Origin of the sequence: Frankia sp. CcI49 (assembly GCF_001983215.1) — a bacterium.
Lineage (GTDB): Bacteria > Actinomycetota > Actinomycetes > Frankiales > Frankiaceae > Parafrankia > Parafrankia irregularis.
This window is the reverse complement of the sequence record NZ_MOWP01000017.1, coordinates 282195-296102: the sequence shown is the minus strand read 5'-3', so window position 1 is coordinate 296102 and position 13908 is coordinate 282195. Positions and strand designations below refer to the sequence as shown.

The 13908-nt window shown below is 72.6% G+C and carries 12 protein-coding genes; 10 read left to right on the top strand and 2 right to left on the bottom strand.

What is annotated here, in order from left to right:
• The first annotated feature begins 93 nt into the window (after nt 1–93).
• Nucleotides 94–1722: a uroporphyrinogen-III C-methyltransferase gene (gene cobA, locus CcI49_RS16660; RefSeq protein WP_235498365.1), complete on the top strand. Its 1629-nt coding sequence runs from the start codon at nt 94–96 to the stop codon at nt 1720–1722.
• Here cobA and CcI49_RS43310 read toward each other — a convergent pair.
• The gene (locus CcI49_RS43310; protein ID WP_241840096.1) at nt 1662–2318 is read right to left on the bottom strand and encodes a CbiX/SirB N-terminal domain-containing protein; all 657 of its coding nucleotides are present in this window, start codon (nt 2316–2318) and stop codon (nt 1662–1664) included. The genes cobA and CcI49_RS43310 overlap by 61 nt on opposite strands.
• A gap of 690 nt (nt 2319–3008) precedes the next feature.
• Between CcI49_RS43310 and CcI49_RS16650 the strand changes: the two genes are divergently transcribed.
• From CcI49_RS16650 to CcI49_RS16630, 5 genes are all read left to right on the top strand, one after another.
• Nucleotides 3009–4769: a serine/threonine-protein kinase gene (locus tag CcI49_RS16650; protein WP_076827585.1), complete on the top strand. Its 1761-nt coding sequence runs from the start codon at nt 3009–3011 to the stop codon at nt 4767–4769.
• Nucleotides 4770–4843: 74 nt separating this feature from the next.
• On the top strand, nt 4844–5128 hold the full coding sequence (locus CcI49_RS16645; RefSeq protein ID WP_054570393.1) for a hypothetical protein: 285 nt from the start codon (nt 4844–4846) through the stop codon (nt 5126–5128).
• A 341-nt stretch (nt 5129–5469) separates the two neighbouring features.
• Nucleotides 5470–6675, top strand: a complete 1206-nt coding sequence (gene mqnC / locus CcI49_RS16640) for a cyclic dehypoxanthinyl futalosine synthase (protein WP_054570394.1) — start codon at nt 5470–5472, stop codon at nt 6673–6675.
• Nucleotides 6676–6773: 98 nt separating this feature from the next.
• A complete protein-coding gene (add, locus tag CcI49_RS16635) occupies nt 6774–7952 on the top strand; it encodes an adenosine deaminase (protein ID WP_076827768.1) in 1179 nt (392 codons plus the stop codon).
• 4 nt (nt 7953–7956) lie between these two features.
• Nucleotides 7957–8742, top strand: coding sequence for a demethylmenaquinone methyltransferase (locus tag CcI49_RS16630; RefSeq protein ID WP_076827583.1), 786 nt, complete (start codon nt 7957–7959; stop codon nt 8740–8742).
• Nucleotides 8743–9123: 381 nt separating this feature from the next.
• Here the strand turns inward: CcI49_RS16630 and CcI49_RS16625 are convergent, their stop codons facing one another.
• The gene (locus CcI49_RS16625) at nt 9124–9840 is read right to left on the bottom strand and encodes a dienelactone hydrolase family protein (protein WP_054570396.1); all 717 of its coding nucleotides are present in this window, start codon (nt 9838–9840) and stop codon (nt 9124–9126) included.
• 546 nt (nt 9841–10386) lie between these two features.
• Here CcI49_RS16625 and CcI49_RS16620 point away from each other — a divergent pair.
• The 4 genes from CcI49_RS16620 (at nt 10387) to CcI49_RS16605 (ending at nt 13844) form a co-directional block, all read left to right on the top strand.
• A complete protein-coding gene (locus CcI49_RS16620; RefSeq protein WP_054570397.1) occupies nt 10387–11685 on the top strand; it encodes a geranylgeranyl reductase family protein in 1299 nt (432 codons plus the stop codon).
• Nucleotides 11686–12014: 329 nt separating this feature from the next.
• Nucleotides 12015–12377, top strand: coding sequence for an NADH-quinone oxidoreductase subunit A (locus CcI49_RS16615; RefSeq protein ID WP_006539085.1), 363 nt, complete (start codon nt 12015–12017; stop codon nt 12375–12377).
• Nucleotides 12368–13162 (top strand): NADH-quinone oxidoreductase subunit B, encoded by a 795-nt coding sequence (locus CcI49_RS44450; RefSeq protein ID WP_076827581.1) that lies wholly within the window; start codon nt 12368–12370, stop codon nt 13160–13162. Before CcI49_RS16615 ends, CcI49_RS44450 begins: the two co-directional genes overlap by 10 nt.
• Entirely contained in the window at nt 13155–13844 is a 690-nt protein-coding gene (locus tag CcI49_RS16605; RefSeq protein WP_054570399.1) for an NADH-quinone oxidoreductase subunit C, read from the top strand. The genes CcI49_RS44450 and CcI49_RS16605 overlap by 8 nt, the downstream gene beginning before the upstream one ends.
• The last annotated feature ends 64 nt before the right edge of the window (nt 13845–13908 follow it).

The following is a 13908-nucleotide window of genomic DNA, read 5'->3' as shown; positions in this document are numbered from 1 at the left end:
TAGCCCGTAGCTCGGGATCCTGCGAGCCTGGTGGACGGTGACCCCGGCCTGTGGTGACCTCTGGCCTGTACCGTGCACGCCGTGGTTCTCGCGATGACCGGGCCGGGTGCCCACCAACCTGGATCGGCCCTGGCCCCGGGCTCGGCCCCGGCCCTGGAGCCCACGACGACGGGGCGCCCGAGCGTCGGCCGCGGCGGCGCCGGTGAGGTCTGGCTGGTGGGTGCCGGGCCGGGTGATCCCGGGCTGCTGACGGTCCGCGGCCGCGAGCTCCTCGCCACCGCGGACGTGGTGGTCACCGACCGGTTGGCCGCGGCCGTGCTGCTCGACGCGGTCCGGTCGGACGCTCGCATCATCCATGTCGGCAAGAGCCCGACGCGGTCGCGCAGCCAGGACGAGGTCAACCAGATCCTGGTGGATGAGGCCCGAACCGGTGCGACGGTGGTGCGGCTCAAGGGCGGCGACCCGTTCCTGCTCGGCCGCGGTGGTGAGGAGGCCGAGGCCTGCGCCGCCGCAGGCATCCGCTGCACCGTGGTCCCCGGTGTGACCTCCGCGATCGCCGCGCCGGCCTACGCCGGCATTCCCGTCACCCATCGCGGGGTGGCGCAGGACCTCACCATCGTGTCGGGCCACGTCCCGCCGGGCCATCCCGACTCGACGGTGGACTGGGCGGCCCTGGCGGCCTCGCGCGCCACGGTCGTCGTGCTCATGGGGGTCGCCCGACTGATCGACATCGCCGATGCCCTGCTGCGCGGCGGACGTCCGCCGGAGACCCCGGCCGCTGTCATCGAGCGTGGGACGACGCCCGCCCAGCGGGTGCTCAGGACGACGCTGGAGGCCATCGCTGTCGACGCCGTCGCCTTTCGGCTGCGTTCACCGGCCGTGCTGGTGGTCGGTCCGGTCGCGGCCAGGCGCGACGCCGCCGTTCTGCCTGATCAGGCGGCGACGGGCGCGGCGGCCGATACCGACGGCGACCGGACCGCGGCCGCCGGGCCGCTGGCGGGCATCCGAGTGCTCGTGCCGCGGACGCGGGCTCGAGACAGCCTGCTCGCCCGAAGGCTGCGCGAGCTCGGCGCGGAGGCGGTCGAGACCGTGGTCAGCCGTCTCGTCCCGGCCACCGACGGCGCTGCCCTGCGGGAGGCGCTGCCCGGCGCGGACGGCCTGGTGCTGGCGGACGCGGACGAGGTCGCGGCGACTGTGACGCTGCTGCGTGCGGCCGGCACCGACGTACGGGCCCTCGCCGGTCTGACCCTCGTCGCCGCCTCCGACTCGGCTGCCGCCGCCCTGGACGCGCTGGGACTCGTCTCGGTGCGCTCCTCGGCCGAGGTCCAGGTCGCCAACCGGGTGGTGACCGAGGTGCCCGTGCCGGGTCTGCGGGTGGTGATCTGTGGGTCGGCGCCACCGCCGGCGGGGATTCGGACGCTGCGCCGGGTCAGGCTGCTCACGGACGTCGCGGCAAAGCCGGACCCGAGGATCGCCGAGGAACTGCGGCACGGCGACCTCGACGCCGTCGCGCTCGCCTCCTCGACCGCGGCGCGCTGCCTGTCCGAGCTGTACGGGCCGCTGCCCGACACCGTCCGGGTCGCCGCCATGGGCCGCCGGACCGTCGAGGCCTGCGAGGCGGCGGGGCTGCGGGTGGACGCCGTGCCGGCGGAGCCCGGGATCTACCCACTCGCGGCGGTCGTCGGCGAACTCGTGACCGGTCGGCCGACACCCGGGTCGTAGTCGGCGCCGGGCCGGCCGACGGCGTCGTCGATGCGGGCCCGCACCGCCTGTACGACGCCCGGATGCAGCCCGAGCGGGCGGGTGATCGTCCAGCGGGTCGTGGGGTGCTCCGCCTGGGCGGCGGCCAGTGCCGCGGGTATGTCGCGGGTGGTGTGGTTGCCCTCGAACAGGAAGAACGGGTGCGCGATGATCTCCGAGCAGCCGGCACGGACCAGCGCGGCATAGCCCTGGGCGATGTCCGGGTGGACGACGTCGAGGAAGGCGGCTTCCACCGCCTGCCAGGCCGGTACGGTGCTCGTCGCGCCCGCGCCCGCGCCGGCTCGCGGGGCCGATTCCGTCGCGCCCCCGTCCGCGCTCGTCGTGCCCGCGTCGAACGTGCCCGCGGTGCCCGCGTCGAACGTGCCCGCGGTGCCCGCGTCGAACGTGCCCGCGGTGCCCGCGTCGAACGTGCCCGCGGTGCCCGCGTCGAACGTGCCCGCGTCGAACGTGCCCGCGTCCGCACCTGCCGCGTCGCTGTCCGCCGTGCCGGCGTCGGACGTCTCCTCGCACGCGGGGTCGCCGCCGCGGCTGAGCGCGCGCGCGAGCTCGATCACCATGGCATTCGCCTCGTCTCGGCGTGAGCCGTGTCCGATCACCAGCAGGCCGCGCATGACCTCTAGTCTGCCTCCGCCCGCGACGCGCCGCCGCTGGCGGGGGACCGGGGGACGGGGGCGGGGGGAGGCGGGGGCGGAGCCATGGCAGGTATCGGGCGGAGCGGGAGAATACCGGGCGAATCGCCCCAGCCACCCGGTTGGGTAACACGCCCGGGTGGTCGAAGTCGGTGCAAGCCCACGAGAACGGGCTTTCACTCCCCAATGGTGTGAACAGGCGTTCGACATGGGCAGTTCGGTGATGGTGTGCTCTTCCCGTACCTGCTGCCGCCGGCCCTGTCCCGTCGGCGGCCGCAGGTAGGCTCTCTCCTCGCCGGGTGCCCGAAGCGCCAGGGCCGCGCCGAAGCCGACCTCCTGCTCGGCTTCCCCCACTTCCTCGGCTTCTCCGCGAGAACGCGACCAGCGCGACCGTGCCGATCAGGCTACCGGTCGGCGCCGCGGCGTCGGAATGCGGACAGCGCACGGCCCTGGGGCCGCGGGCGCGTTAGCGTCGCGGTCGGCGGTGCGTTACATGACCCGTGTTCGGAGGTCTGTCATGGGCGCCGCCGAAGCGTGATGATGGCTGTGTTCGCGCGACGCGCGTGAACCGGGGCGCGTCGTTCGCGGCCGCGCCGACGAGCGGAGAGCGGGCGAGACGTGGCGGACCGATCGGCCCTCCGGTCGCAGGGAGAACCTCTGCACCCGGACGATCCGACGTCGATCGGGCGGTATGAGGTGATCGGCCGGCTGGGTGCCGGTGGCATGGGCCGGGTCTACCTCGCCCTCGACCAGCAGGGCCGCAAGGTGGCCATCAAGGTGATCCGGTCGGATCTCGCGGTGGATCCCGAGTTCCGGGACCGTTTCGCCGACGAGGTCGCCGCCGCGCGCCGGGTCGCTCCTTTCTGCACCGCACAGGTCCTCGACGCGGACCCGCACGCACGCCGCCCCTACCTGGTCACCGAATTCATCGACGGCGCCCGCCTCGACCGGGTGGTGGACGAATCCGGGGCGCTCCCGCTGTCGACCCTGCAGGGTGTGGCCGTGGGCGTCGCCTCGGCGCTGACCGCGATCCACGGCGCCGGCATCGTCCACCGCGATCTCAAGCCGAGCAACGTCCTGCTGTCCTACTCCGGCCCCAGGGTGATCGACTTCGGGATCGCCCGCGCACTCGACGCGGTCAGCGGGAGGACCCAGACCGGGCTGGTCCTGGGCTCGGTCGGCTGGATGGCTCCGGAGCAGATGGAGGGTACGGCGCCGGTCGGCCCGGCCACCGACGTCTTCGCCTGGGGCCTGCTCGTCGCGTACGCCGCGGCTGGTGATCACCCCTACGGCGACGGCACCTACCTGGAGATGTCGGAGCGGGTGCTCACCACCGAACCCGATCTGCGCCAGGTTCCGCCCGCGCTGGCCGGGATCGTCGGCTCCGCCCTGCATCGTGATCCGCGGCGGCGCCCGTCCGCGGAGCAGCTGCTGCTGCGCCTGCTCGGTGACCGCAGCGGTGCCAAGGCGAACCCCCGGGTCGCGGCCACCGAGGTCATCGACAACACCTGGCCCCGCAGCCGGTCCGCCGCCGCGGCAGCCGCCGGCCTCGGGCTGGGCGCGGCCGCCGCAGGTGCGGGTGCCGGGTACGGCGCCGGCGCGGCCCAGCGGCCGGCGCAGACCCGGGTCGCGGGCCCCGGTGACGTCAGCGGCCGTTGGTGGGAGGCGCCCCCGGATGCCGCCCGCGGCGGCTCGGCGGGGGCTGGCCAGGCATACCAGCCCGGACAGCCCGGCAAGGCCGTGCCAGGCGCGGGTGGTCCGCAGCCGGCGCGTCGACGCAAGGGCGGATTCGTCCAGTACGGCGACGAACCCGACCTGGCCCGGTCAGGTGCCCCCTACCCGGCGGGCTCGGCCGGCCCCGGGCAGGCCGCACCGCGCGCCGCCCGCCCGGCGCCGCCACCCGCACCACCCGCGGCCCCCTACTACGAGGACGCGCCGCGCTCGGCGTACCGCGACGCCCACCGCCCGCCCTACGGCGACGCGCACCGCCCGGCGCCGCCCGCGCCTCCGCCCGCACCGGAACCAGCTCCCTACCGTGAGCCGCGCCGCCCGCGGCGGCGGTGGCGGCTGCGGATCCCGTTCAAGCGGACGATCATCTTCGTGCTGATGGTGCTGCTCCTGCTGTCCGCGGCCGACCAGATCGCGACGATGGTGGACAACAAGCGCCAGCAGATCTGGGACAGGACCGTCACCTCGGTGCACGACTGGGTGGACGATCAGATCGACTGGTTCCGCGGCAAGGGCGACGAGGCGCGGGACCAGCTCCCCGGATCGAACGACCAGATCCAGATCCCGCCCGCGGGCGACGAGAGCCTGCGCGACCGGCTTCAGGACCTGCGCGGCGGCGTCTCCGACCTGCTGCCGACCGGTTCGGGGTGACCCGGGGTGCGGCAGTGTCCCGGCCGAACAGGGTTGTCGGCATGAACCGGGCCTGACGCAGGTACACCGAGGGTATGGCGAACTTCACCAGCAAGGTCCAGGAGCTGCTCCACAGCCCCAAGGCCCAGGAGATGGTCGACAAGGCCAAGACGGTGGCGAACAAGCCGGAGAACCGGGCGAAGTTCAAGCAGCTGACCAGCAAGTTCACCGGCAAGGGCCGGGGACCGGGCGGCGGCGGCTCGGCCGGCCAGGGCCACACGTCCAGCATGTCGAGCACGCCGAGCACCGGGCCCTCCGGTCCGATCGGCGGCGCGGGGCGCGGCTCCGGCGACAACCCGTCGGACTACGGTCCCTTTTGAGTAGTCGGGTAGTTCTTTGCGTAACTCGTGACGGCGGGCGGCCAGGCCTCGCCTCCGCCCGGTCGGTGCCCCGAAGCCCGGGATCCGCCCAGGGCGAACGTCGCGCGGCGGCTGCCGCCGGCTGCGGCTGCAGCTCGCTCGCGTTGCCACCGGACATGGGTGAAGGATTTTGGTCGTCCTGACGACCAAAATCCTTCACCCTTCACGAAACGATCCCGAGTCGGTCCGTGGCAGGTTTGTTACCGGTCGCAATCCTCGGGTTCTGCGCCGGTGGTGGGCCGCGGGGCCGACGTGCTCGCGATTCGATCGGTTCAAGCGGTACAGGTCGTACGATCTGACGGGTGAGCCTTGTTGATGCCGACGGTGAGTCCCCGGCGGGCCCGGCCCGCGTGGCTGACGGCGAGATCCGCGCCCTGCTGGATCGCGCGGCCGACGGTGGGCGGATCTCACCGGAAGAGGCGTTGCTGCTCTACACGTCCGCGCCGCTGCACGCGCTCGGCCTGGCCGCAGACACCGTGCGCCGCCGCCGGTTCCCCGACGGGATCGCCACCTACATCATCGACCGGAACATCAACTACACGAACGTCTGCGTGACCGCCTGCCGGTTCTGYGCCTTCTACCGGGCGCCGAAGCACGCCGAGGGCTGGGTGCGCGAGCTGGACGACATCGTGGCCAGGTGCGGTGAGGCCGTCGAGCTCGGGGCGACCCAGATCATGCTCCAGGGCGGCCACCATCCCGAGTTCGGGATCGAGTGGTACGAGCGGACGTTCGCCGGCATCAAGGCGGCGTACCCGCAGCTGGCACTGCACTCGCTCGGGGCCAGCGAGGTCGTCCACATCGCCCGGACGTCCGGGCTGGAGCACGCGGAGGTCATCACCAGGCTGCGTGACGCCGGGCTGGACAGCTTCGCCGGCGCCGGTGCCGAGATCCTCACCGAGCGGCCGCGGCACGCGATCGCGCCGCTCAAGGAGCCGGGCCATGTCTGGCTGTCGGTGATGGAGACGGCGCACGGCCTCGGCCTGGAGTCGACGGCGACGTTCATGATGGGCACCGGCGAGACGAACGCCGAGCGCATCGAGCACATGCGGATGATCCGGGACGTCCAGGACCGTACCGGCGGGTTCCGGTCGTTCATCCCGTGGACGTACCAGCCGGAGAACAACCACCTGGGTGGCCGGACGCAGGCGACCACCCTCGAGTACCTGCGGCTGGTGGCCGTCGCGCGGCTGTTCTTCGACAACGTCGCGCACCTGCAGGGCTCGTGGCTGACGACCGGCAAGGAGGTCGGGCAGCTCACCCTGCACATGGGCGCCGACGATCTCGGCTCGGTCATGCTGGAGGAGAACGTCGTCTCCTCCGCCGGTGCCCGGCACCGGACCAACCGCGCCGAGCTGATCCACCTGATCCGGTCGGCGGGGCGGATTCCGGCCCAGCGGGACACCCTCTACCGGCACCTGGTCGTGCACAGGGACCCGGCGTTGGACCCGGTCGACGACCGGGTGGCCTCCCACTTCTCGTCGACGGCCCTGCCGCTGGTGGCGAGCTGACCCCCGAGCGGGGCGCCGCGGCGGAATCCGGGCCGGCGGTGTCCGAGCACCGGTCGGTGTCCGCGCCCGCGCACCGGTCGGTGTCCGAAGTCGGGTCGGTGTCCGAGACCGGGCCGAAGATCGAGCTGCACGTCCACCTGGAGGGGACGGTGCGGCCCGAGATACTGCTCGCGATGGGCCGCCGCAACAACGAGGCGCTGCCGGCCCGCACCGTCGAGGGCATCGCCGAGCTCTACCGGTACCGGGACTTCGACCACTTCATCAAGGTCTGGGTCCTCACCACCCACGTCATGCGGACGGCCGACGACTTCCGGGAGGTCGTCGTCGACTACGCCCGCCGCGCGGCCGAGCAGGGCGCCGTGTACCTGGAGGGAATCTTCTCCCCCTGGTACCGGGTGCACCGGGGCGTGCCGTGGGAGGAGATCTTCACCGGCTACGCGGACGGCGCGTGCGAGGCACGCGAGCGGTTCGGGGTCGAGGTGCGGCTCACCCCCGACATCGACCGGGTGCTCCCCCCGGAGGCCGCGATGGACGTCGTGCGCTGGTCGTCGCGGTTCGTCGACCGCGGTGTCGTCGGGATCGGCCTCGGCGGCCCCGAGGTGGGCCATCCGCCGGAGCCGTACGCGCCGGTCTTCGCCGCCGCCGCCGACGCGGGGCTCGCCGCCGTCCCGCACGCGGGGGAGACGGCCGGGGCGGAGTCGGTGCGTGGCGCGCTGCACGCGCTGGGCGCGCGGCGGATCCGGCACGGCGTGCGCGCGCTGGAGGCCCCCGACCTGGTCGCGGAGCTCGTCGAGCGGAACATCGTGCTGGACGTCTGCCCGGTGTCGAACCTGCGTACCGGCGTTGTGCGCGACCTGGCCGACCATCCGCTGCCCGCGCTGGTCGCGGCCGGACTGCGCTGCTCGCTGGCCACGGACGACCCAGCGATGTTCGGTACCGACCTCGAACGGGAGTACGCGATCGCCGCGGGCCTCGGGGTGTCGCTGCGGGAGGTGTTCGCCGCCGGGCTGGCCGGTGCGCTCTGTGACGAGGGCACCCGGGCGAGGCTGGCGGCGGCCGCCGAGCATACCGACTGGGACCGGGCGCAGGCCGCGGCAGCCGTCGGCAGCGCCGCGGCGATCGCCGGCAGTGCCGGTAGCCCCGTGGTAGCCGGCAGCGGTGGTGACCGTGGCAGCGGTGGCGGTGGCGGTGGCGGCGACCGTGGCGGCACCACCGCGGCGGCGGTCGACCGCATCGGGGCACAGCAGGCACCGTCGATGGTGAGCACAGAGGGATGAACCAGTGAGCCGAGCGGGACTGGACAAGAAGCCCGACCAGGTGGCCGCGATGTTCGACCAGGTCGCACGGCGTTACGACCTGACGAACGCGGTGCTGTCGGCCGGCCTTGACCGAACCTGGCGGACGGCCACCGCGCGGGCGCTCGATCTGGCCCCCGGTCTGCGTGTCCTCGACGTCGCGGCCGGCACCGCGACGTCGTCGCGGGCGTTCGCGGACTCCGGTTCGGACGTGGTGGCCTGCGACTTCTCCCTCGGGATGCTGGCGGAGGGCCGTCGGCGCCTCGCCGACCGCGCGCGGTCGGCCGCCACGGCCACGACGGCCTCGGGCGCCGGTGCGGGTGCGGGTGCGGGCGGTCCGGTCGGCGGCCGGGTGCTGCTCACGGCGGGTGACGGTCTGCGGCTGCCCTTCGCCGACGAGTCCTTCGACCGGGTGACCATCTCGTTCGGGCTGCGCAACGTCGCTGCCGTCGACGTCTGCCTCGGCGAGCTGCTGCGTGTCACCCGGCCGGGCGGTGTGCTGGCGGTCTGCGAGTTCAGCCGGCCGGTGTGGCGGCCGGTGCGCACGGTGTACATGGAATACCTGATGCGCGCCCTGCCCGCGGTGGCGCGGGCGGTCAGCAGCAACCCCGACTCGTACGTGTACCTCGCCGAGTCCATCCGGGCCTGGCCCGGGCAGGCGGAGCTGGCGGAAATGGTCCGCTCGGCGGGGTGGACGAGAGTGAACTGGCGCAACCTCAGCGGCGGCATCGTCGCCGTGCACCGGGCGGTGCGGCCCGGCGGGCAGGACTGACCAGGCACCCTCACGGCCTGCCGCGGCCCTGCAGGAGCTGAGGATCGTGGTCGTTCTGGAGCCGGCCGCGGACTGACGCCGATCAGGATCGCTGGTTGGTGGACGGGGAGGTTCGCGCTCCATGGACGCGGCCGAACCTCCGAGCGCGGGATTGCCCGGTGGCCCCGTTTGGCGACCCGCAAGAGTGAATGATTTTGGTCGTTCCGGCGACCCAAATCCTCCTTTCTTGCGGGTCGCCAAACGACTCCGTACCCCTTTTATCCCTTTTGGGGCGAATTGCTGGCGCTGTGTGACGGCGTGGAACCAGCGGGATCCGGTGGGTCGCCGTGCGGCAGGTGGGCAGGGGCCGGGTGGCTGGGCTGGGCCGGCGGGGGTGCGGGGTTACCTGGGGACGTGGGCCTCCAGCCAGGCGAGGGTGCGGGCCCAGGCATCGTGGGCGGCCGCGGCGTCGTAGAAGTCCGGTCGGGCATCGTTGTGGAACGCGTGGCCGACCCCGGGGTAGCGCACGATCTCCGTGTCGACGTCGGCGAGGGAGACCGCCATTCGCAGGTGCTCCACCTGCTCGACCGGTGTCGACGGGTCGAGGTCGCCGTACAGGCCCAGCCAGGGGGTCTGCAGGCTGGTGGCGACCTCGAGCTGCGAGGGCTCCCCGAAGCGCCCGTCCTCGATCCCGCCCCCGTAGAACGTGACCGCCGCCGCGAGCGGGCGGTGGACCGCGGCGTGGAAGGCGATGCTGCCGCCCATGCAGAATCCGACGGCCGCGCTTCGGTCGATCGGCGTTCCCGACTCGGCGAGGACCATCAGCCCGGAGTCCAGGTCGTCGAGGATGTCGTCACCGGCCAGCCGCCCGCGCAGTGCGAGCGCCGCGCCGGCGTCCGAGTGGTCGAACACGGGCGATCCCTGCCGGTGGTAGAGGTCCGGGGCGACGGCCCGCCAGCCGGCGTCCGCGAACCTGCGGCAGACGTCGGTGATGTGATCGGTGAGGCCGAACACCTCGTGCACGATGAGCACTCCGCCGCGGACGGTGCGCGCGGGTTCCGCGATGAAGGCGGGGGTGGGGCCGTCCGCCGTGGTGAGGACGACTGTTTCTGATGTCATGGCCGCGTCGCTCTCCGAGGTCGGTGGGGCCGGCCGATCCGTGCCGGAGATGATCGGCGGGCTCCGGGTCAGTGGGGGCGTCGGTCCGTGAGCGCGCGGGCCAGCGCGAGGTATCCAGCTTTCGGGAACTACCCGGTTCAGATGGTCATGTCACCTCCTGGGCCGTGTCGGGCCCTGTCCGGCCGCGGTCGGGCCGTGCCGGCCCGCTCGGGTCGGGCGCCGTCGGGCGCCGTCGGGCGCCGTCGGGCGCCGTCGGGCGCCGTCGGGCGCCGTCGGGCGGGTCGGGTCCGTCGCCGGGCTGGCCCGGACGGGCCAGAGCGAAGGTGCCATCGGTTGCCGGGCTGTAGCGCTGTGTGGTCGCCCTGGGGTGTCGGTTGACTGTTCTTCCTTTCTGGAGGTCCTGGTTGGTGCCTCAGGGCCGGCCAAGGCCTACACTTCGGCGTGGCGCTCGTGAAGAATTTCACGAGCGCGCAAGCAGGGGATCTGGAACAAGGCCGGCGATCGGCCGACAGGCGTGGGAATCCGGAGCAGCGTGTGACCACAGGGATGGCGAAACGAGACGGCGCCCGAACGGACGACCGCCCCGACGCCGACGTCATCGTGGTGGGCGCGGGGCCCGGCGGGTCGGCGGCGGCCTACCACCTGGCCCGCACCGGCCTCGATGTGCTGCTGCTGGAGAAGAGCACCTTCCCGCGGGAGAAGGTCTGCGGTGACGGGCTGACCCCGCGTGCCGTGCGCAGCCTCGTCGAGATGGGGATCGACACCTCCACCGAGGCCGGCTGGCTGCGGAACAAGGGGCTGCGCATCGTCGGTGGCGGGGTGCGGCTCGAGCTGCCGTGGCCGGACCTCGCGAGCTGGCCCGACTACGGGCTCGTCCGGCCCCGCGCGGACTTCGACGAGATGCTCGCGCGACACGCCGTGAAGGCCGGGGCGCGGTTGCGGGAGGCGACGTCGGTGACCGGCCCGCTGCGCGACGAGCGCACCGGGCGGGTGATCGGGGTGACCGCCCGCTCGGGGGTGGACCGGGCGCCGGTGAACTTCCACGCGCCGGTCGTCGTCGCCGCGGACGGGAACAGCGCGCGCATCGCGCTCGCGCTCGGGATTCGCCGTCGGGAGGACCGGCCGCTCGGCGTGGCGGTGCGCCGCTACTACCGCAGCCCGCGTACCAACGACGACTTCCTGGAGTCCCACCTCGAGCTTTGGGAGGGCAGGCCGCGGGAGAGCCGGCTCCTTCCCGGATACGGCTGGATCTTCGGTATGGGTGACGGCACCAGCAATGTCGGCCTGGGCATGCTGAACACCGCGACCGCCTTCCAGAACACCGACTACCGGGACCTGCTGGAGCGGTGGCTGTCGCCGCTGCCGGAGGAGTGGGGATTCGGCGAGGAGAACGCGCTCGGGCCGGTCCGCGGTAGCGCTCTGCCGATGGCGTTCAACCGCACCCCGCACTACCAGGACGGAGTTCTGCTCGTCGGTGACGCCGGCGGGATGGTGAACCCGTTCAACGGTGAGGGCATCGCCTATGCGATGGAATCGGGCCGCATTGCGGCGGAGACGATCGTGCTCGCGCTCGCCCGGCACTCGGGGCCGGCCCGTGAGCGGGCGCTGGCCCGTTATCCGGAGATCATCCGGGAGACCTATGGGGGCTATTACACCCTGGGCCGCTTCTTTGTACAGCTCATCGGGAATCCAACCGTGATGGGCCTCGGTACCCGGTACGGACTGCCTCGGCCGACGCTGATGCGCTTCGTCCTGAAGATCATGGCTAATCTCACCGATCCGCAGGGAGGTGATGCCGCCGACCGACTGATCAACGCGCTTACCCGGCTGACTCCCGCCTCCTGACTCCCGCCTCCGACGCCCGCCCACCGGCCCGCGACCCTCGACCCGGTCGAGTGAAGCGGATATTCGTCCGGGCCGCGGGCTACGGACGGAAGAGTGTTTCGGCCGCGATCCGCCCGTGCTCGGGTGGGTGCCGCGGCGTTGGTCGGGAGAACAATCCCGGTGCGACCGGGAAAAGAGAGGTCGCGTAGGCTGCACCCGCACTCACGCCGCTGGCCGGGGTGGGAGCGTGAAGTACCGGTTGGCCCGGGAGAGGCGCGTTACGGCGACCGCGCCCGGCGAACCGCCACCAAGACGTCCGCGCCAAACATTTAGAAGGAGAGGAGTTCGGCATGCTTGACAGTTATGTGCCGATCCTCGTTCTGCTCGCGATCGCGATGCTGTTCGCGGTTGGTTCCGTGGTGGTGAGCACCCTGGTCGGCCCGAAACGGTTCAACCGTGCCAAGGTCGACATCTACGAGTGCGGTATCGAACCCGAGCCGGTGCCGGCTGGGCCGCACCGGTTCCCGGTGAAGTACTACATCACCGCGATGCTCTTCATCGTCTTCGACATCGAGATCATCTTCCTGTTCCCGTGGGCCGTCGCGTTCGACAGCCTTGCGGTCTTCGGTCTCGGCGCGATGGTGTCGTTCATGGCGACGATCTTCGTCGCCTACGCCTACATGTGGCGCCGGGGGGGTCTGGAATGGGACTAGAAGAGAAGCTTCCCGGTGGGGTGCTGCTGACCACGGTCGAGATGTTGGCCAACTGGTCACGACGCTCCTCGCTGTGGCCGGCCACCTTCGGTCTGGCCTGCTGCGCCATCGAGATGATGTCGACCGGTGCCGGTCGGTACGACCTGTCCCGCTTCGGGATGGAGGTCTTCCGGGCCAGCCCCCGCCAGGCCGACCTCATGATCGTGGCCGGCCGGGTCAGCSAGAAGATGGCCCCGGTGCTGCGCCAGATCTATGACCAGATGCCCGAGCCCAAGTGGGTGCTGTCGATGGGCGTCTGCGCGAGCAGCGGCGGGATGTTCAACAACTACGCGATCGTGCAGGGCGTCGACCACATCGTGCCGGTCGACATGTACCTGCCCGGATGCCCGCCGCGTCCCGAGATGCTGATGGACGCGATCATCAAGCTGCACGAGAAGATCCTCGCCGGGTCGGTCGCGGGGAAGGTCGAGCACACGAAGATCGGCTCGGCGCCCTACGCCAAGCCCATCGAGGTCGCCACCGCCCAGGCCGGCCTGCCGGCGGGGGCGCTCGACACCCGTACGCTGTCGGTCAACGACCGCAAGCGTTTCAGCATCCCCGAGGGCGCACCGGCCCCGGCCGGCCTCGGCGCCGTCGAGCCCTCGCTGGATGCCCGCCGCCCCGCCGCGATCGCCCCGCCGTCGATCTTCGGCCGAGGCAAGCGGGTGCCGTTCGACGCGAAGCCGACCGACGAGTCCCGGGCCGGTGGTCCCGGCCCGAGCACGGAGACCCTGACCGATGACTGAGCTGGTTCCGGGCAGCGCCGGAGTGCCGGGGGGCCCGGGCGGCCGTCGCCGGGACGCCTTCGGTGCGCGCGGCAGCGGTGACACCTCCGGGTTCGGCGGGCTCGTGCCGCCGGTGCCCAGCCTGGCCTCCAGCGTCAGGCCGTTCGGGGACGACGCCGCGGACTCGGTGTACGACACCCTGGAGCGGGTCTTCCCCGAACTGGGTGACGCCGTCGAGCGCGTCGTGTTCGCGTACGGCGAGCTGACGATCCACGTGCGCCGCGAGCGGCTGCTGGATGTCGCCTGGACGCTGCGCGACGACCCGGGCCTGCGCTTCGAGCTGCTGTCGTCGCTGTCCGGGGTCGACTATCCGGACGACCTCACCGGCCGCCGCCTGCACTCGGTCGTGCACCTGACCTCGATGACCCACCGCCGCCGGCTGCGCGTCGAGGTCTCGGTGGCCGACGGCGACCCGCATGTGCCGAGCCTGACTCCGGTCTGGCCGACCGCGGACTGGCACGAGCGCGAGGCCTACGACCTGTTCGGCATCGTCTACGAGGGCCACCCGGGCCTGGCCCGGATCATGATGCCGGACGACTGGGTGGGCCACCCGCAGCGCAAGGACTATCCCCTCGGCGGCATCGCCGTCGACTACAAGGGCGCGCAGATCCCGCCCCCTGACACCCGCCGGAGCTACTCGTGACCGGGCTGCCGACCAGGCACCGCCCGGGTTGCCCGCCGGAGCGGGTGGAGGCCGAGGCCGCGAC